Here is a 20706-nt window from a genome sequence, read left to right on the forward strand (position 1 = left end):
CGCCTTTTCTGCGACGTTAGAGTTCGGCGAAAACTTCGGCGCATGCCTCTTTCTCCCCGTCTCTATACGGGGAGAAATGCCCGGCAGGGCAATGAGGGGCAGCGCCATCGCCATCTTCCTGTTCGCCATTTTTTGCCTACGGCGCCTTGACCTCCATCATGCCGGTGGCGGTGCGGGCCGAATATTGCGGCCGGTACATGTCCTCGATCGTTGCTGCCGGGTGGGCGTAGGTGCCCGGCGTCACTGCGCGCACGACATAGGCGAGCGTGATATTGCGGTCGCCGTCGCCATCGTTCGGATTGAACGCCGCAACGAAACGGTCGTCGCGGAATTCGAGATGGGCGGCATCGGTCTGAGCCAGCCAGGAGAAGTTCGTCAATTGGGCGCTGGAGACCAGGCCCGGATTGTCGATCTCGAAGCCGGCCGGCAACAGGTCGGTGATCAGCAGCCGCGAAGGCCAGCTGTTCTGCTCGTAAACCTTGAGCACGACGACATAGCGTTCGTTCTGCTTGACCTCCGTCACGTTGGCCCCTGTGCCGTCGAGCTTGTAGTAGGTACGGCTGATGGTAAAGCCGTTGCCGCCGGCCGGCAGAGGCTGGATCGGCGAGGCCACAGTGGTGACGACCGCCTGCAGCGGATTTCTGCCGGTATTAACGATGGTCAGCGGACTGTCGGCCAGGTCGCTGCCGGCGATCTGGTCCGAATAACCGCCGGCGTGCGGTGCGCCGTTGACGGTCAGCGCGATCGAATCATTGCCGGCCTTCAGCGCGCGGGCCGCCAGCAGCATCCAGGACTCGTCCTGCGTGCTGGTCCACCTGGCGTCGGCGCGTTCCCTGGTCACCAGTTGGATCAGCGCCGGCACAATGGTCGGCACCGGCTTGCTTTCCGCGGCAAGCGCCAGGATCGCCGCGCCGTCACGCAGTGGCGAGCCATAGTCGGACCGGTAATAGTCATATTCGGGCGTCGACTTGGCCAGTTGCAGCGCGGCCTGGAAGGTTGCCTCCGAGCGCTGCGTGTCACCGTAGAGCGCGAGAGACGCCGCCAATTGGGCGACGGCCATCGGGCTGGTAAAGGCTTCGAGCTGGGTGTCGGCATAATAACGCAGATCGCCGACCGAAGCCTTCTTGTTGCGGGCAAGCACATAGAGCGCATAGGCGATCTCGCTGCCGCGATCCTGGACGTCCTGATCGTAGCCGATCGCGTTCTGCAGATTACTCAGCGCCTGGTTCATTGCCAGGGCCGGTACGTCGTACTTCTGCTCGCGCGCCCGGGTCAGGAAATCGGTGACATAGGCGTCGAGCCACAGATCGCCGGAACCCGGACCCCATAGGCCGAAGCTGCCGGCCGAGGCCTGGTAGCTCAGCACCTTGTAGATGGCGTCCTGGACGCGGCCATGCAGATCGGGGTCGCTGGCCATGCCGATACCGGAAGCCATCTCGTTGACGTAGAGAAGCGGCATGGCGCGGCTGGTGGTCTGTTCGGCGCAACCATAAGGATAGCGGTCGAGCGTCATCAGCAGTGACGGCACATCGAAGGCAGCCGCCTGCGAAACGCCGACGCTGACCGAAGCGCCATCGAGCAGGCTTGCCGCCAGCAGTTCCTTGTCGACGCGCAGCGCGCCGCCATTGCCCTTGAGGTCGACGACCATGCGGGTGGTCACCGGCAGTTGCGCCGGGCGCACCGGCACATAGAGCGTCTGCTCGACGGCGGTGCCGTCGGCATGCGCAAGCTTGATGGTGATCGAGGCGTTGCCCGCGGTCTGCGCAATCAACGGCACGGTCAGTGTCTGCCGCTTGCCTTTGGCCAGCGTCAGTTGTTCAGGCAAGGCGGCACTGCCGGTAGACAGGTCGCCCGTCGTGTCGATGGTCAGCTTGTAGTCGCCAGCGGGGCCGTCGGTGTCGGCGACGTCGAGCCGCATGACGGCGGAATCGCCGGGCGCCAGGAAGCGCGGCAGGCCGGCGGTGATTACCACCGGATCGCGCACGATGACGTCGGACTGGGCATGGCCGACTGCTTCCTTGGTCCAGGCGACGGCCATGACGCGCACGGTGCCGTTGAACTGCGGTATGTCGAAGTCGATCCGCGCCTTGCCGTCGGAGTCGAGCTGGACCGGGCCGGAGAAGAAGGCGACCAGCTTTTCGGTCGGCGGACTGCCTTGCGACTGCATGTTGGCGCCGTCGCCGCCGGTGCGCAGCTTGCCGGTTGTGCCCAGCGAGCCATCGATCAGCCGGCCATAGATGTCGCGAACCTCAAGACCGAGCATGCGCTGCCCGAAGAACCAGTTCTCCGGATCCGGTATCTTGTAGTTGGTCAGGTTGAGGATGCCGACGTCGACGGCCGCGACCATGACATAGGCGTTGGTGCCGGGCTGCACGCCGGCGACGGCGACCGGGATCGACAGCTGCTGGCGCGGCATGGTCTTGTCCGGCGGCGCCAAGCTGACGGCAAGCTTCCGCGAGCCGGGATCGAGCTTCAGCCATTTGACGCCGATGGCGCGGGCCGGCATGCGTGTCTCTTGCGCATCGCCCGGCCTGAACAGCGTTGCCGTGACGTAGGCGCCGGCGCCCCAGTCGTCGCCGACCGGGATGTCGACGGTGCTGCCGCCTGCCGGCACGCTGGCGGTGACGGTCTTCAGGAGCTTGTCGGCGCCGACGGTGACGAGCAGCTCGCCGGCAAAGTGCGGCGACACTTTGAGCTTGGCCACTTCACCCGCCGCATAGGTATCCTTGTCGAGGGCGATCTCGAGGCCGTCGGGCGTTTCGGTGGTGGTGGAACTGACATACCAGCCGGCGTCGAACTCGTAGCTGGTGGCCGGACCTTCCGGATCCGCTGTCTCGATCTCGAGCCGGTAGCGGCCCCAGTCGACCGGCAGCGACACCGTAGCCTCGCCGTCGACGCTCAGGTCGACCTGGCCGTTGGCCACCGCCTTGGTGAAGGTGACCGGCTCATAGTTCCAGGAGTTGCTCGAGCGGTACCACTGGTAGCTGCGCTCGACCTTGACCAGCGACCACTGCGCGCCCTTCAGCGCCTCACGCTTGCCGTCTGGGTCGACGGCGATCAGGCTGAACTTGGCCGTGCCGCCTTGCGGCACCTCGTCGTCGTCGAAATCCGGGCGGATGCCGATCATGTGGCCCTGCGGACGGATGCCGATGTTCAGCGAGCGCTCGATCGCACGGCCGCCGGTTTCGCGCATCCGGATCGTGACTTTGGCGTCGACCAGCTTGGTGGTCGACGGCAATTGATCGACGGAAACCGGGAAGGTCGCCTTGCCGTCCTCGCCGACCACCGGCAGGCCTGTGAAGGGCGTCACCGTCGGTTCTGCCGACTGTTCGTCAGCCAGACCGAAGGAATAGCCCTTGAAGCGGTCCCAGTCGCGGCCGGTCGACAGCGTCAATTCGCCTTCGAGCGCCAGGCCCGCGGCCGGCGCGCCATAGAGAAAGCGGCCGTCGACGGTAATGTTGGCGGTCTCGCCCTGGGCGATCTCCTGCTTGTCGGAGGACAGGTCGAACTCGATGCGATCCGGGACGAAGTCCTCGACCAGAAACATCTGGCTGGCGACCGGTGCCTGCTTGGGATCGGTATGGATCGCCACCGTCCAGGTGCCGCGCATGGCGTTGGGTTCCAGCGGCAGGTCGACCGCGTGACCGCCGGCCGATGCGCCGTCGCTGACGATGCGGCGGTCCTCGACGCCGTCGGGCCGCGAGAAGATGAAGGTCAGCGGCAGGTTCTCGACCGCCTTGGCGGCACTGTCGCGGGCAAGAGCCGCGACATGGACATCTTCGCCGGCGCGGTAGATGCCGCGCTCGGTCCAGGCATAGACGTCGAGCGCGCCAGGCGCCGGCCGTCCGGCGACGCCACGGTCGGACAAGTCGAAGCCGGCGCGGCCCATATCGAGGAAGACGAAATCGTCGTCGCCCTGTCTGGCCATCAGCACGGCCGGCGCCATGCCGCTGTCGCCGCGCGTCAGGCCGGGATTGAACACCGCCCGCCCTTCCGCGTCGGTGGTCGCGGTGCCGAGGATTTCGTTGTTCCTGGCCAGCAGCGTCAGCTCGGCGCCGGCGATCGGCTTGGCGGTTGCGAGTGAACGGGCAAAGACGTTCAGCCCATCCTGTCCGGTATAGGTCGACAGGCCGATATCGGAGACGACGAACCATTGCGTGGCGTGCGAATCATAGTCGTCGCTGCGATCGTTGACGGCTTGTGCGGTCAGCACATAGACGCCGGGCTTGCGTTTCGGCAACGCCTCGTCGATGGGGAAGGAGGTGGTGACTTCCTTGTTGAGGTCGTTGGCGATTTCGAGCTGGCCTTGCCAGACCGGCTCGCCCATCTGTTCGGAGATGTTCGAAATGTCGTAGCCGTCAAGTTGACGCAGGAACTGATAACCCGACAGAAGCTGGGCCAGCGAGCGGTCGCCGATGCGGAAGAGCTTCATTTCGGCGGCATTCATGTTGACGGTGACGACCGGTATGCCGCGGCGTGCGCCGGCGGGCAGCACGAAGCTGTCGCCGGTGAAGCGGGCCGAAGGCGCGCGGTCCTGCACGTAGATCGACAGAACCACCGGTGCCGCGGTGACCTCGCCAATGGCGGCCGGCAGGCCGGCGCGGAAGGTCACGTCATAATGTTGGCCGTGCTCGAGCCCTTCGACGCAGATCTGCTTGTCCTTGGCTTCGACGCCCTTGGGAGCGGCGTTGTCGACGGTGACGAACTGGGAATAATCGACGCCGGTCTTGACCAGCTCCTCGGAGAACTGCGCGCAGATGCGTGGCGCGCTGGTGTCGGCATCGACGGTATGATCGATGACGCGGAAGCCCTTGCGGGCCTTGAGATCCTGGTAGGCGGCCCTGACTGCCGGCGAATTGACCAAAGCGAGGCTCGCCTCGTAGGCCTGCAGGGCCGGCCTGTAGAGATCGCGGCGATCAAGGCCGTCCCCGAGCAGGGCCAGCACGTCGGCGCGCGTCTTGGTGGTGCGCAGCAATTTGTAGGCGTTGAAGGCGGCGGAAGTGGCGTTCGCCGGCCGGGTCGACGGCTCCGAACTGTTGGCGGTCGGATGGACGGCAAGCGTTTCGCGCGCCAGCTCGAGCCAGAGCTGGCCATCATCCGGCAACACCGAAACCGCCGCTTCGTATTTGTGCATGGCCGAGCGATGATCGCCCGTCAGCGCCGACTGTTCGGCGGCCGCCCTCAGCGCCGTCAGCCCCTCGGTCGGCTTGGTGTAGGTCGGGCCAGTGAGCTTGTTGCGGTATTGCTGGGCCTGGTCGGCCATCCAGTTGGGGAAGAAGGCGAGCTCGGGTGGCGCGCCGATGTCGGGATCGCCGTCGATGTTGACGACCTTGCCGGCGACGGCGCCGCCGAAGGGTTTCAACGAATTGTAATCGGATTTAAGGAAGCACCATTTGGCCTTGAGGTTGTAGGTGAAGGCGCGGCAGGCCGGGTCGCCGAGGCAGGTGGTCTTGCACTGGTCGAGGCTGACATTCTGGTCGGATCTGAGATCGAAACCGAAATAGTCGGAATTGTCCGATGTCACCACCCGCCGGGCTTCGGCCGCTTGAGCGACACCGCTCCAGGCAAAAAAGAGAAGGAAAAGAATCGATAGACCACGAGCCGCGCGCATTGCCATAAACCCCTCCAGACAAGTGCTTACGTCCAGAAATGTTCAAGCTTCAGTCGCGCTTGTCAACATCAGGACGCGGCAGGATCCGCCTGCCAACGGTTTGCTTTCCGGCCGGTGACCGGTAGTAGCTCCATAGGACAGGGGATCACGCTTTCTTGCGGCGACGCAGAAGGTGTGAGTTCCAAGCCCTGTCTATTTCAGCAATTGGATTGTGGCCCCTTTACGAGTGCTTCAGAACTTCATTCCAATTTTAGGTTTGCGAGCTAGGCTAGGAGCGTAATGCCGGCGTATGAAAGGCAGATGTCGGGAGGAACCGCGCCACGGCGCGCGCTTTCGCGCGCCCTGCTTTTCGCATTGTTGTGCTCGACGGCACTTGTTGCCGAAACCGGAAGCGCTGCCGCCTTCGAGATTTTCGGCATCAAACTGTGGGGATCCAAAGACGAAGATGCCGACATCGTCGACCCGCTGCGCTATGCGGTGACGATCGAGGCGCCGGACGCCGACAAGGATCTCGCCGAGAAGCTCGAAAACGCCTCGGCGCTGAAAGCCGACGAGGAACACCCGGTATCAGGTTCGCTGGGTCTTTTGGCCAAGGCGCGCAGCGACCGTGAGCAACTTGTCGCCGCGCTCTACGCCGATGCGCGCTACGAGGGTGTCGTCACCATCACTATTCAGGGCAAGTCGCTCGACGATCTGCCGCCCGATGCCGAGTTTTCCGGCCCGCAGCCGATTCCGGTGGTGATAAACATAGCGGCCGGGCCGAAATTCACGCTTGGCAACATCAGACTGAAAGGCGATGCAGCGGGGCTGGCAAGTGCCGATTTCGGTCTGATCGCCGGCGGTGACGCCAGTTCGGGCGCCGTGCTCAAAGCCGAGGCGGCGATCGTGCGGGCACTCAAGCAAGAAGGCAGGCCGCTGGCCAAGGTGACGGGCCGCGAGATCGTCGCCGAGCACGCCGGTTCGACGCTCGACGTGACGCTCACCGTCGCAGCCGGGCCGGTCGCCGGCTATGGCGACACCACTGTCGAGGGTACCGAAAAGGTCAACCGCGACTTCACCGAATATATGACCGGCCTGAAGCGCGGCCGCCAATATTCGCCCGATGAGATCGACGATGCACGCGACCGGCTGCTCGGGCTCGAGGTCTTCAACAGCGTGACGGTGAAGGAAGCCGACGCCCTCGACGCCGAGGGCAACATCCCGATCGGTGTCCAGGTAAGCGAACGCAAGCCGCGCTATTTCGGCATTGGCGGCAGCTTCTCAAATACCGAAGGGCTGGGCCTCGAAGGCTATTGGGGGCACCGCAATCTGTTTGGCCGCGCCGAAAAGCTGCGCATCGACGGCAAGATCAGCGGCATCGGCAGCAACGACTTGACCCAGCTCAATTACAATGCCGGCGTCATGTTCGAAAAGCCGGGCGTGGTCGGGCCGGCGTCGAAATTCATTGCCAGCGTCAATACCGTGCTGGAGCACCCCGACGCCTACGACCATTTCTCGGTAAAGGGCAGCACCGGCCTATCCTACGAACTCGACAAGAAGCAGACGGTTTCCGCGCAAGTCGCGCTTGATTATTCGAGAATCCACGACGCTTTCGGCAAGCACACGTATCTGATCGCCAGCATTCCACTGCAATATGTCTACGACAATCGCGACAACAAGCTCAATGCGACCCGGGGCTTCAGGGTGCTGGCCTATGCCGAGCCGAGCTACGACATTTTGAGCGGGGCTGCCTTTGTCAAGCTGAAGGGCGAGGGGTCGGCCTACCAGTCGCTCGATTCGGCCTCGAAATTCGTTTTCGCCGAACGTGTCGCCATCGGCTCGATCATCGGCGCCGGTCTTCAGGATGTTCCGGCCGACCGCCGCTTCTACTCCGGCGGCGGCGGCTCGGTGCGCGGCTATGCCTATCAAGGCATCGGCCCGAAGGACAGCAACGGAGAGCCGATCGGCGGGCTTTCCTTCTTCGAGACCTCGGTCGAGATGCGCATCGCGGTCACCGACAAGATCGGCGTCGTGCCGTTCGTCGATGCCGGCACGGTGTCGACCAGGCAGGTCCCCGATTTTTCGGACATGAAGGTCGGCGCGGGTGTAGGCTTGCGCTATCTGACGGCGTTCGGGCCGCTGCGCATCGACGCGGCAGTGCCGCTCAACCGCGGCCCCGACGATCCTCATTTCGGCATTTATGCCGGCATCGGCCAGGCATTCTGATGGCAATATTCAGGCGCATCCTCCGTATCCTTTTCTACACGCTGCTCATCATCGTGGCAGCGGCGGTGGGGGCGCTTGTCGTGCTGACCAAAACCGAGGGCGGCCGCGAAAACCTTGCCGGCATCATCTCGACTATGGCCTCGACCGGTGATCGCAAGGTCACTGTCGTCGGCATCGACGGCATCTGGTCGGGCGCGCTCAGGGTCGATCATGTCGTTCTGGAGGATCGCGAAGGCGCCTGGATGGTGGCGCGCAAGGTGGCTGTCGACTGGTCGCCGCTGGCACTTCTGTCGAAGAGCTTCAGCGCCGATCGCATTGGCGCCGAGCGTATCGAGTTGGCAAGGCTGCCGGTGGCCAGCACACAGCCGAGCCAAAGCGGAGCGACGACGCTGCCGGTTTCCATCGACGTCAAGCAGCTCGACCTTCCCGAAATCGCGCTCGGGCAGGCTCTGGCCGGCAGCGGTGTCGCCGAACTTGCAGCCAAGGGAGCGCTCAAGGCGGATGCCTCGCCATTGGCGATCGAGACCAACCTCAACATCGTTCGCCACGACGGCAAGCAAGGCACGGTCGACGCCAAAGCCCATTTCGCGCCGGCCGACAACAAGCTCGACCTCGACCTTAAAGCATCCGAGCCGGCCGGCGGCATCATCGCCAACCTGCTCAACCTGCCGGGCGCGCCGCCGGTCAACATTGTCGTTTCCGGCACCGGACCGCTTGCCAACTGGAATGGCATCGGGACTTTCGTTGTCGACGGCCGGATCGTCACCCAGCTTACCGGTCGCCATCAGCTCACCGACAAGGGTCATTATGTCGAGGCCAATGGCGATGGCGAATTCGAGCGCTTCCTGCCCGAAACCCTGAAACCGCTGTTTGCCGGCAAGACCAGCTTCGACCTCGCCGGCACAGCGACCGCGGCCGGCGGCGTCGATGTCGAGCGCGCCAATATCGACAGCGGCGCCTTGCACGCGACCGCCGCCGGTATTGTCGATCCGAACGGCGCCAGCGATCTTTCGGTGAAACTCGCGGCGAAGGGGCCGCCGATCGTGCTCAGCCTCGGCAGCGAGGCGCAGCCGATAACCGTGGCAATCAAGGATGCCACGGCCCGCGCTTTCGGCGGTGGCAAGGCGCCGATGGTGGATATCGGCGCGTCGCTGGTGTCGGTGGTGGCGGGCGGGACGCGGGTGGACAACCTGATCGGGCAAGTCCATTCCGATGGTTTCGACATCCAGAACCGTAGCGGGCCTGTCACCATCAAGCTGACGGCGGCCGGCCTGAACACCGACGTCGCGACTTTGGCGCCGCTGGTAACGGGCAGGGTCAGCGCCGGTCTCGCCGGCTCGGTCAGCAAGGATCAGGTCGTCGTCGACGAAGGCACGCTGCGCAGCGACGCGCTCAATGCGTCCGTAACGGCCACAGTGGCGCTCGCCGATCTGTCGATGACGCTCAAGATGAATGCCGACGCGGCCTCGACGGCGCTGCCGCCGCAGATCAGCTCGGTTCTCGGCGAGCGCGTGCAGTTTTCCGCAACCGCGACACGCGACCCGGATGGTGCGTTCGCCGCCAACGCATTGCAACTCACCTCCGGCACGCTTAGCGCCAGCGGCACCGCCAGTGCGCAAGGCACCGATATCCGGGCCGATATCAAGGGCACGCTCGGCGACGTGTCGGTGCTGTCGCCGCTGGTCGGCGCCAAGGTCGGCGGCGCCGTCGGTTTCGCGCTGACGGCAAGCGGCGCGCGCAGCGCACCGGATTTCTCGGTTTCGGCCAACAGCGACAGCCTGACGGCGTCCGGCCATGCGGTGAAGCAGATCAAGCTGAGCGCGAGCGGCAAGGCCGATATTACCAGTCCTGCCGCCGATGTCTCGCTGACCGGCTCGGTCGACGACCAGCCGCTCGACCTCAAGGCATCGCTGGTCACCACCGACGGCAAGCGCTCCATCAATGGACTTGCCGTCTCGTTAGCCGACAACAAGGTCTCCGGCGACCTCGGGCTCGACGACAACCTGCTGCCGCTCGGCACGTTGACCCTCGATGCCGCCGATATTGCTCCGCTGGCCACACTCGCAGGCCAGTCGGTAGCCGGCGACGTGCGCGGCACCATCCGCTTTGCGAACGACAACGGAGCGCCGACGGTCGCGATCGATGTGACGAGCGCCGTGATTTCGCGCGGCGAACTGGCGGCGAAGACAATCGCCGTCAACGCGCTGGTCGCCAATTATCTCAAAGCCCCGGCGATCTCCGGCAAGATCAAGGCCGACACGATCACCTCCGGAACTACTGTCATCAGCGGCATCGATGTCGACCTGAAGCGCGATCGTGACTGGACCGGCTTTAGCGGCGGCGCCACGGTCGGCGGAATTCCGGCCAGCTCTACCGGACGGGTCAGGGTTGCGAACGGCATCACCAGCATCGAGCTTGCCTCGGGCGAGGCGAACATCCGCGGCATCAAGGCAGCTATCGCGCAGCCATCGGCGCTGACAATCGCCAATGGCGTGGTGAGCATAGAGAAACTGGCGCTCGGTGTCGGCGGTGGTTCGATTGCCGTGTCGGGTACGGCTGGCCAGACACTCGATCTCGCTGCCACCTTGTCGGCGGTGCCGGCAGCGCTTGCCAATGATTTTTCACCGGGCCTCGATGCCGTGGGCGCGCTCAGCGGCACCGCGCAGGTCACGGGATCGTCGGCTGCCCCCGACATCCGCTTCAACGCCCGGCTCAGCGGCGCCGAAACCAGCCAGACCCGGCAGGCTGGGCTCGGGCCGCTCGATCTCGATGCGGCAGGCCGTTTCTCGTCGGTCAGCGGCCTGGCCATCGAGCAGGCGACGCTTGCCGGCGAGAAAATCTCCGGCAAGGCAGCGGGCACCATCAATCCGAACGGCGCCAGCGATTTCTCGCTCGACCTCGCATCCACCGGCCCGAGCCTGCCGCTTTCGCTCGGCAGCAAGGCGAGCCCGATCAAGCTCGAGCTGCAGGCACTGTCGCTGAAGGCGGCCGGGCAGGGCACCCAGCCGAAGCTCGACATCTCCGCAACGCTGTCATCGGCCGCCACCAATCTCGCTAAGGTCGAGGGCATCACGCTTGCGCTGCACTCCGATCGCTTCGACGTGAAGGCCCGGAGCGGGCCGATCTCCGGCTCGGTGATCGCCGAAAAAATCGGCCTCGACAATCCGACCGTCGCGCCGCTGATCGCCGGCAAGGTCACCGCCAAACTCGCCGGCAGCCTTGCCACCGATGCCATCGTCATCGATAGCGGCACGGTGACCAGCGACGCGTTGAACAGCGGCTTCAACGGGCGGGTCTCGCTGGCCAACGGCGCTATCGACCTTAATGTCAATGCGGATGCCGCCTCGGCGGCACTGCCGGGGGCGGTACGTGGCGTGCTTGCCGAGCGAACGCAATTCAGTGCCGCGCTGAAGCGGGACGCCAACGGCAATGTCACCGCCAACGCCGTCAGGCTGTCGTCCGGTTCGCTGACGGCAGACGGGCAGGCGAGCCTTGCCGACAACAAGCTGAGCGCCGACGTCAAAGGCGCACTAGGCGACGTCTCGCTGCTATCCAAGGATGCCAAAGGCGCCATTTCTTTCGCGCTGAATGCGCAAGGCGCCAGTACCGCGCCGGATCTGTCGCTGACTGTCAACAGCGACAGGCTTTCAGTGGCCGCGCGTGAGATCACCGGGCTGAAGCTCACCGCCACCGGCAAGGCGGACGCCGCGAACCCGGCGGCGAATGTGCAACTCACCGGAAATGTCGGTGGCCAGCCACTGCAGGGCAGCGCCGTGCTGGCGACATCGGACGGCAAAAGCGCCATCAACGGGCTTTTGCTGTCGCTGGGCAAGAACCGTATCTCCGGCGACCTGGCGCTCGACGATGTCTTCGTGCCGGCCGGCACCGTGGCACTCGACCTGCCCGATATCGGTCCGCTTGCGGCCCTGGCACTGGAAAAGGCCGATGGCGATGTGCGCGGCACGATCGCCTTCTCCAAGGCGGGCACGGTGCCACAGGTCGCTGTCAAGGCGACAACGGCCTCGATCTCGCGCGGCGATGTCTCGGCCAAGGCCGTGAGCATCGATGCGCTGATCGCCAACTATCTGGCGGCACCGGTGATCTCGGGCAAAATCCGTGCCGATAGCGTAACTTCCGGCGGCACGGCTATTCGGGGCGTCAACGTCGATCTCAAGCGCGACGGCGAATGGACCGGCTTTTCCGGTGGCGCCTCCGTCAAGGATATTCCGCTGAAGGCCGCCGGCCGGGTCAGGGCGGTCAAGGGCACGACGACGGTCGAACTTGCCTCCGGCGAGGCGACCATCCGCGGCATCAAGGCGGCCATCGCCCAGGCCTCGACCATCAACATCGCCAATGGAGTGACCAGCCTCGACAGGCTGGTGCTCAACCTCGGCGGCGGCACGGCGACGGTCACGGGCAAGGCTGGGCAAGCGCTCGACCTCAACGCGACGCTGGCGCGCGTACCGATCTCGATAGCCAACAGTTTTTCGCCGGGCCTCGATGCCGCCGGTTCCATCTCGGGCACTGTGAAGGTGACGGGCGAGCCGGCCAATCCGGCCGTTGCCTTCAAGATCGACGCCGCAGGCGTTCAGACCTCGCAGACCCGTGGTGCAGGTTTCGGCGGCATGGGCGTTTCATCCTCAGGTACGTATTCGGGCAACAGACTGACGTTCGACGCCAACATGAGCGATGCCGCCGGCCTCGGCCTCAAGGGCGGCGGCACGATGACGACATCAGGCGCGCCCACCCTTGATCTCAAGTTTTCCGGCAAGGTGCCGTTCGCCTTTCTCACCAGGACACTCGCCGCGCAAGGCCTATCCTTGAGCGGCACGGCCGACGTCGATGTGCAGGTGCGCGGCCCGGCGACTTCGCCGGTGATCTCAGGCACGGTCCGCACGTCAGGCGCCCGCCTGCTCGACGCGCGCTCGGGGCTTGCGATCAACGACATCACTGCCGATGTCGCCATCGGTGGCGGCGTGGCAAGGATCAATCGCCTGACCGGCACGCTGTCGACGCGCGGCAGCCTTTCGGCCAGCGGCACCGTCGGCATCGATCCGGCTAAGGGTTTTCCGGCCGATCTGTCGATTAAGCTCGTCGACGGCCGCTATACCGACGGCAAGGTGGTCACCGCAAATCTTGGCGGCGACCTGACCGTCAAGGGACCGCTCACCTCTGCGCCGGTGATTTCCGGTACCGTCAACCTGGCCAAGACCGTCATCACCGTACCCGAAAAGCTGCCCGGCTCGCTGGCCGAGCTCAACGTCAAGCACAAGAATGCGCCGGCCGCCGTGCGTGCGCAGGACAAGGCGTTGCGCCCTGCCGCTGCAAGCAACGGCAGTGGAGGCAGCGGCCTCAACCTCGACGTCACGGTCAATGCGCCGAGCCAGATCTTCATCCAGGGCAGGGGCGTCGACGCCGAGCTCGGCGGTTCGCTGCGGCTGACCGGTCCGGCATCGTCACCCCAGGCGGTCGGCACCTTCACCTTGCGGCGCGGGCGGCTGACGATTCTTGCCAAGCGGCTGACCTTCACCGAAGGCACAGTCGGCTTCTCCGGCTCTCTGGTGCCCTACCTCAACCTCACGGCGCAATCGAAGACGACCAGCGCCACCGTGACCATCGTGGTGTCGGGCGAGGCGAACAACCCGAAATTCACCTTCTCGTCGGTACCTGCGCTGCCGGAGGACGAGGTGCTGGCGCAGCTGATCTTCGGCCGTTCGATGTCGAACCTGTCGCCGCTGCAGATCGCGCAGCTTGCCGAGGCTGCCGGACAACTGGCCGGCGTCGGCGGCTCGACCTCCCTGCTGCAGAACCTGCGCAGCGCGATCGGCGTCGACGATCTCGACGTAATCACCGACGAACAGGGCGGCACCGCCGTCTCGGCGGGCAAGTATCTCAACGACCGCACCTATGTGACGATCCAGAAGGGCGACAGGCCGGGCTCGGGCAAGGCAACCGTCGATCTCGACGTGGGGCGCGGCGTCAAGCTGCGTGGCGAGGCAACCGACGCCGGCGAAGCCAAAGGCGGTGTTTTCTACGAACGGGAATATTGAAACCAGCCGTTCGCGCAGAACGGTTGCTTGTCCGAAGAACGCGCGACGCAGCCGCGAATGTCCCAGTTTAATCGCCCGTTGAGATTTCGGACGAAATCCCTGGCGCAGTAGCAAATTTGCGCCAAGACTGTCGTTATCGCGCGAACCGCCCTGCTTTCAAAGTTGCACATTCCTTGGCATGTTCCCAATCCGTGCCGTCTTTGACATCATGGCGCGAATGCGGAATGTTAAAAGGCAGAAAGCCAACAATGGGAGTTATTCATGACGATCTACAAGAGTAACGGCGACCGCGTTCCCGATCACATCCTGGCCATGGCCGAAGACGCCAAGGCAGGCAAGATGGATCGTCGCGAATTTCTGGCTCTCGCCAGCGTCTTCGGCGCGTCGACGGCGATGGCCTATGGCATGCTTGGCCTTGCAGACCCGACTCCGGCCAAGGCGGAAGAGGTCCAGGGCAAGAAAGGCGGCGTATTGAAGGTCGCGCAATGGATCAAGGATCCGAAGGATCCGCGCAAGTCCGACTGGTCGGAAATCGCCAATGCCGAGCGTCAGGCGCTCGAGCCGCTGGTCAAATATACCACCGAATACACATTCCGCCCCTATCTGCTGGAGAGCTGGGACGTGAATGACGACGCTACCGAATACACGCTGCATGTGCGCAAGGGCGTCACCTGGAACAACGGCGATCCGTTCACCGCAGACGACGTCATCTTCAACCTCAAGCGTTGGGCCGACAAGAAGGCCGAAGGCAATTCCATGCCCGGTCGCCTCGGTTCGCTGGTCAAGGACGACAAGCTGGATGAGAGCGCGGTAACCAAGGTCGATGACCACACGATCAAGCTGACGCTCAGCAAGCCAGATATCGCCCTCATTCCCAACGTGTGCGACTATCCCGGCCTCATCGTCCACAAGACCTTCGACGAGAAGGGCGGCGATTTCAAAGCCTGCCCGATCGGAACCGGCCCGTTCGAGCTGGTCTCCTACGATGTAGGCCAGAAAGTGGTCTACAAGCGTCGTGAAGACAACAAGTGGTGGGATGGCGAGGTCTTCCTCGACGGCATCGAGTTCATCGACTACGGCACCGATCCGGCGGCGATGGTCAGCGCTTTCGAAGCTGGCGAAGTGCACACCAATTTCGAAACCTCGGCCGACTATGTGTCGATCCTCGACGGCATGGACCTGGCGAAGTCCGAGGTCGTCACCGCCTCGACGATCGTCTGCCGCACCAATGTGACCAACAAGCCTTACGGCGACCAGAAGGTTCGCAACGCCCTGCAGCTCGCGGTCGACAACGCTGTCGTCCTCCAGCTCGGCTACGGCAATGCCGGCACGGTTGCCGAGAACCACCATGTCGCCCCGATCCATCCGGAATACTACGAATTGCCGAAGGTTGCTCGCGACCCGGCCAAGGCAAAGGCGCTGATGGCGGAAGCCGGCCAAGCCGATTTCGAGCACGAGCTGATCACGGTCGACGAAGACTGGCACAAAAACACCGGCGATGCGATCGCCGCGCAGATGCGCGACGCCGGCATCAAGGTCAAGCGTACGGTGCTGCCGGGTTCGACCTTCTGGAACGACTGGACGAAGTATCCGCTGTCGATGACCAACTGGAACATGCGGCCGCTCGGCGTCCAGGTTCTGGCGATCGGCTATCGTACAGGTGAAGCCTGGAACGAGACGGCCTGGTCGAATCCGGAGTGGGATGCCAAGCTCAACGCTGCGCTCGCGGTTGCCGACGCAGCCAAGCGCAAGGAAATGATGAAGGATATCGAGCAGATCCTGCAGGATTCCGGCATTATCATCCAGCCTTATTGGCGCAAGCTCTACAGCCATTCGGTCAAGGCGGTGCAGAACTACAAGATGCACCCGACCTTCGAGCGCGACTACGGCAAGGTCTGGCTCGACCAGGCCTGACCGGACGATCCGGAAAGGGGCGTCTCGCCCCTTTCCGTCGCTCTTTGCATGGTCCTTGGACCGGAAGTCGGCGCAGCAAAAAGTTGCGGACTCTTCGGCCTGGGTCTGCAATAAAAAGGGTATTGCATCTGGGACTGGTCTGAAGGCCTGTTCTGCCGCTGACGGCAGGGCACGGCTTGCAAACCGGTTCCAACCCCCAACCCGACCGGCAGGGGACCGCCATGCTTTCTTTCGTTATCAGGCGTCTCGGCACCATGGCATTGACGATGCTGTGCCTGACGATGATCGTCTTCTTCCTGGTCAATCTCGGGCCTAATCTGAAGAAGCTGGCGATCAGCCAAACCGAAATGCATACATCCGCCGAGCAGCTTGAGGCTTGGCTGGTCAACCATGGCTATCGGCAGAATTTCTTTATCCGCTACGGCCAATGGCTGGGCGTCATGCCCAAGCAGCCGGTGACCGACCCGGCGACCGGCAAGCCGGCACAGCGTTTCTCCTTCTGCAACGATCCGGTCGTGCCGACATTCTCCGGCATCCTGCAGGGCGATTTCGGCTGCTCGACCAAGTTCAAGACGACCGTCGCATCAAAGCTCTTTCCGGCGCTCAGCGCGACCGGCATCCTGATGCTCTGCGTGCTTGCGGTTATGGTGCCCGTCTCGCTCCTGATCGGCATTCTTGCCGGCATGCGCGAGGGCTCACGCACCGACCGCACGTTGTCGGTGGCTTCGATCGCCTCGACGGCGACGCCCGAATATGTTTCGGGCGTCATCTTCACCGTCATCTTCGCCTCCTGGCTCGGCGTGCTGAACGGTTCGGCGGCCTCGGCCAGCCAGGGCATCACCTTCTACAATTTCACCTTGCCGGTGATGACGCTGGCGATCTACGGCATCGGCTACATCGCCCGCATGACCCGCGCCTCGATGGTGGAGGTGATGACACAGCAATATATCCGAACCGCCCGGCTGAAGGGCCTCTCCTTCGGCAGCGTGGTGATAAAGCACGCTCTGCGCAACGCGCTGATCGCACCGTTCACCGTCATCATGCTGCAGTTTCCCTGGCTGCTCACCGGCGTCGTCATCGTCGAGGTGATGTTCCGCTACCAGGGGTTCGGCTACACGCTGGTCGAGGCCGCCGGCAACAACGACATCGATCTTCTGCTCGGCTGCTCGCTGGTCTCGGTGTTTATCGTCCTGATCACACAGCTCATCTCCGATGTCGGCTACGCGTTCCTCAATCCGCGCATCAGAGTTCAATAGGAGACCGGCGGATGCAGGTCGAATATCTCAGCGCCTTCAACGTCGTACTCGGCGTGCTTACCCGCTTCTGGCCGGTCTGGATCGCTCTCGCCCTGGTGATGGGGGCGAGCTTCGGCTACAAGAAGAAGCTTGGCCTTTACGGCCAGCTTTTCGACAGCGGCGTCGGCATCGTCGGCGTCGGCATCTGCCTGTTCTGGCTGTTCACGGCGATCTTCGCATCGACGGTCGCGCCCTTCGATCCACTCGCCCAGGTGCCGATTATGAAGGACGCGCTGCCTGGCGCAATCGATCCGCAATCGGGGCTCGCCTATCTCTTCGGCGGCGACAAGCTCGCCCGTGACGTGTTCTCCCGAATGGTCTATGGCAGCCAGATCGTGCTGATCATCGCGCCGGCGGCCACCGGTTTTGCGCTGATGGTAGGCATCACGCTCGGCCTGCCGGCCGGCTATTATGGCGGCAAGATAGATACGGTGCTGTCCTTCCTCGCCAACCTTGTGCTGGCCTTCCCGGTGATTCTGCTGTTCTACCTGCTGGTGACGCCGGGCATCATGGACACGCCGATCCCCTACGCGATGGCCGGACTGTTCTTCCTGTTTCCGATCATTTTCTTCAGCGTGCTGTTCTGGACGCGCTACAAGAACCGGCCCGACCGCCTCTATATCCTGCTTGGCTTGACGTTGGTACTTGGCGGCTGGATCTATGCCGGCCTTGTCTTCGATGCCGATCCGTTCAAGATCATCCACATCGATCCCAACCAGCTCAATATCTTCGTGGCGGTGGTGTTCGCCTCCAGCCCGGGCGTGTTCCGCATCGTGCGCGGTCTGGTCATGGATATCAAAACGCGCGACTATGTTGCGGCGGCGCAGACGCGCGGTGAGTCGCCCTGGTACATCATGCTGTGGGAGATATTGCCCAATGCGCGCGGGCCGCTGATCGTCGACGCCTGCCTGCGCATCGGGTACACCACGATCCTGCTCGGCACGCTCGGCTATTTCGGGCTGGGACTGGCGCCGGAAAGCCCGGACTGGGGCACGGCGATCAAGGATGCCAGCCGGCTGCTGCGCTCCTTCATCCACCCGGCGCTGCCGCCGACGATCGCATTGATGTCGTTCGTGCTCGGCCTCAACCTCCTGGCGGATTCGTTGCGCGAACAGTCGATGAAAGATTGATACCGGGAAAGATCGATGCCGGGTTCGGCCCGACATGCTTGAAGAACAAGGATTGGAGCGACCCATGAATGAGGCAGTTCGAAATCCCGCCAAGCCGACCAATGGGCCGACCAATGGGCCGATCATCGAGATCGAGAACCTGTCGATCTCCTTCTTCACCCGCAAGGGCGAGATCCCGGCCGTCATGGATTTTTCCTGCACGGTTATGCCTGGCGAGGCGATGGGTATTGTCGGCGAATCCGGTTGCGGCAAGTCGACCGTGTCGCTCGGTATCATGCGTGACCTCTCCAACATCGGAAAGATCGTCGGCGGAAAGATCAAGTTCCAGGGCAAGGACATGGGAGAACTGTCCGACGAGGAACTGCGCGCCATCCGCGGCAACAAGATCGCCATGATCTACCAGGAGCCAATGGCCAGTCTGAACCCGGCGATGAAGGTCGGCCAGCAGCTGATGGAAGTGCCGCTGATCCACGACAAGGTGTCGAAGGACGAAGCTTACAAACGCGCTTTGGAAATGGTGCGCGCGGTGAAGCTGCCGGATCCCGAGCGCATGATGCGTTCCTACCCGCACCAGCTTTCCGGCGGCCAGCAGCAGCGCATCGTCATTGCCATGGCGCTGCTGTCGAAGCCTGCGCTGCTTCTGCTCGACGAGCCGACGACAGCGCTCGACGTGACGGTTGAGGCCGGCATCGTCGACCTGGTCAAGGGGCTTGGCGAGAAGTTCGGCACCTCGATGATCTTCGTGTCGCACAATCTCGGGCTGATCCTGGAGACCTGCGACCGCATCACGGTGATGTATTCGGGCGAAGCGGTGGAGACGGGCAAGATCAAGGACGTCTTCGACCGGATGCGCCATCCCTACACGCAAGGCCTGTTCCGTTCGATCCCGCTGCCGGGCGCCGACAAGAATTCGCGGCCGCTGATCTCGATCCCGGGGCAGTTGCCGCTGCCGCACGAGCGGCCGAAGGGCTGCAATTTCGGCCCGCGCTGCCACCATTTCGTCGAGGGCGTCTGCAACGCCGCCGAAATTCCGATGATCGCGGTCGATGGCCATGACGGGCATTTCTCGCGCTGCGTGCGCTTCAACGAAATCGACTGGGAGGCGCTGCCGCCCGGCGCCAAGAAGGTCAACGAGCGGGTGGTGCCCGGTGCGCCGGTGCTCCAGATCGAAGACCTCCGGAAGTACTACAAGGTCGGCGGCAGCGAAGTGTTCGGCTCGAGCGAGGGCCGTGTCGTCAAGGCCAATGAGACGATCTCGTTCATGGCACGCGAATCCGAGACCGTCGCTATCGTGGGCGAATCCGGCTGCGGAAAATCGACCCTGGCCAAGGTGCTGCTCGGCCTCGAAACGGCAAGTTCCGGCCGCGTTAAGCTCGGCAACAAGGAGATCCAGTCGACCGGGATCGAGAAGCGCAGCGTCGACACGGTGTCATCGATCCAGATGGTGTTCCAAAATCCGTTCGACACGCTCAATCCCAGCCATTCGGTCGGTTCGCAGATCATTCGCACGCTGGAAAAGTTCAATGTCGGCAACACGGTGGCCGACCGACGCAAGCGGATGCTGGAATTGCTCGACCTGGTGAAGCTGCCGAGGGCGTTCGAGTCGCGCAAGCCGCGCCAGCTTTCAGGTGGCCAGAAACAGCGCATCGGCGTGGCGCGCGCCTTTGCCGGCGACGCCAAGGTGGTGGTGGCCGACGAGCCGGTCTCGGCGCTGGATGTGTCGGTCCAGGCCGCGGTGACCGAGCTCTTGATGGACATCCAGCGCAAGAACAAGACGACGATGCTGTTCATCAGCCACGATTTGTCGGTGGTGCGCTACATCGCCGACCGCGTCGTCGTCATGTATCTCGGCTACATCGTCGAGCAAGGCACGACCGACCAGATCTTTTCACCGCCCTATCACCCCTACACCGAGGCGCTGCTGTCGGCGATCCCGATTGCCGATACCAGCGTGGTGAAAAGGCACATCGTGCTCGAAGGCGACATTCCGTCGGCGATGAACCCGCCCTCGGGATGTCCGTTCCAGACGCGCTGCGGCTACAAGAAACTGGTGCCGGACAATCTTTGCGAAACTACGGTGCCGCCGGTCAAAAATCTCGGCGACGGTCATATGAGCCTGTGCTGGCTGGCCGACGACGTGCTGGCAAAAATGGAGCCGGTGATCAAATTCGACAAGGAACACGCGGCGAATGAGGGCGTGCCGGACGACGCACAGCTCGGTGTTGGCCCGGGTTTTGCCGGTGATCCGCCCAAGCGTCCACACGGCAAGACAGGCAGCGCGGAAGCCGATGCCGAGGGTCAGGTGGCAGAGAATGGAGAAGCGGTCGCCAAAGCCCGCCGTCACGAGGTTCGCGACGAGGTTTCAGAGACCGGCGGCACCTCAAGCTCTGCCGATAGCGCGTCGGCGCCGATCATGCCGCCGACAGTCGGCGACGGCCGCCAGGCCGAGAGCGCCACGCGCAAGCCGCGCAAACCCAAGGGCGGCTGAGAGCCGTTAATAC

General features: G+C 63.7%; 7 protein-coding genes. 6 read left to right on the forward strand and 1 reads right to left on the reverse strand.

Features of this window, described 5'->3' with window-relative positions; all coding sequences use genetic code 11:
• Positions 1 to 136: 136 nt before the first annotated feature.
• Positions 137 to 5617 (reverse strand): alpha-2-macroglobulin family protein, encoded by a 5481-nt coding sequence (locus tag RQ479_RS01680; RefSeq protein WP_376703890.1) that lies wholly within the window; start codon positions 5615 to 5617, stop codon positions 137 to 139.
• Between the two features lie 273 nt (positions 5618 to 5890).
• On the opposite strand from RQ479_RS01680, the gene RQ479_RS01685 reads away from it, so the two are divergent.
• From RQ479_RS01685 to RQ479_RS01710, 6 genes are all read left to right on the forward strand, one after another.
• The gene (locus RQ479_RS01685; protein WP_376703891.1) at positions 5891 to 7816 is read left to right on the forward strand and encodes an autotransporter assembly complex family protein; all 1926 of its coding nucleotides are present in this window, start codon (positions 5891 to 5893) and stop codon (positions 7814 to 7816) included.
• Complete coding sequence (locus tag RQ479_RS01690) at positions 7816 to 13866, forward strand: translocation/assembly module TamB domain-containing protein (RefSeq protein WP_376703892.1); 6051 nt, start codon at positions 7816 to 7818, stop codon at positions 13864 to 13866. The genes RQ479_RS01685 and RQ479_RS01690 overlap by 1 nt, the downstream gene beginning before the upstream one ends.
• 261 nt (positions 13867 to 14127) lie before the next feature.
• Complete coding sequence (locus tag RQ479_RS01695) at positions 14128 to 15780, forward strand: ABC transporter substrate-binding protein (protein ID WP_352716912.1); 1653 nt, start codon at positions 14128 to 14130, stop codon at positions 15778 to 15780.
• 221 nt (positions 15781 to 16001) lie between these two features.
• Positions 16002 to 17036: an ABC transporter permease gene (locus RQ479_RS01700; RefSeq protein WP_292663614.1), complete on the forward strand. Its 1035-nt coding sequence runs from the start codon at positions 16002 to 16004 to the stop codon at positions 17034 to 17036.
• A gap of 11 nt (positions 17037 to 17047) precedes the next feature.
• Positions 17048 to 18205 (forward strand): ABC transporter permease, encoded by a 1158-nt coding sequence (locus RQ479_RS01705; protein WP_352465230.1) that lies wholly within the window; start codon positions 17048 to 17050, stop codon positions 18203 to 18205.
• Positions 18206 to 18269: 64 nt separating this feature from the next.
• Positions 18270 to 20693, forward strand: coding sequence for a dipeptide ABC transporter ATP-binding protein (locus tag RQ479_RS01710; protein WP_376703893.1), 2424 nt, complete (start codon positions 18270 to 18272; stop codon positions 20691 to 20693).
• The last annotated feature ends 13 nt before the right edge of the window (positions 20694 to 20706 follow it).

The sequence above is a fragment of the Mesorhizobium sp. ISC25 genome (genome assembly GCF_042295465.1).
In the GTDB taxonomy this organism is placed as follows: Bacteria; Pseudomonadota; Alphaproteobacteria; order Rhizobiales; family Rhizobiaceae; genus Mesorhizobium.

What these genes read in the sequence shown, in the direction of transcription:
- RQ479_RS01680 (WP_376703890.1), bottom strand. Translation starts at nt 5,617, where the DNA reads ATGGCAATGCGCGCGGCTCGTGGTCTATCGATTCTTTTCCTTCTCTTT.
- RQ479_RS01705 (WP_352465230.1), top strand. Translation starts at nt 17,048, where the DNA reads ATGCAGGTCGAATATCTCAGCGCCTTCAACGTCGTACTCGGCGTGCTT.
- RQ479_RS01700 (WP_292663614.1), top strand. Translation starts at nt 16,002, where the DNA reads ATGCTTTCTTTCGTTATCAGGCGTCTCGGCACCATGGCATTGACGATG.
- RQ479_RS01695 (WP_352716912.1), top strand. Translation starts at nt 14,128, where the DNA reads ATGACGATCTACAAGAGTAACGGCGACCGCGTTCCCGATCACATCCTG.
- RQ479_RS01685 (WP_376703891.1), top strand. Translation starts at nt 5,891, where the DNA reads ATGCCGGCGTATGAAAGGCAGATGTCGGGAGGAACCGCGCCACGGCGC.
- RQ479_RS01690 (WP_376703892.1), top strand. Translation starts at nt 7,816, where the DNA reads ATGGCAATATTCAGGCGCATCCTCCGTATCCTTTTCTACACGCTGCTC.
- RQ479_RS01710 (WP_376703893.1), top strand. Translation starts at nt 18,270, where the DNA reads ATGAATGAGGCAGTTCGAAATCCCGCCAAGCCGACCAATGGGCCGACC.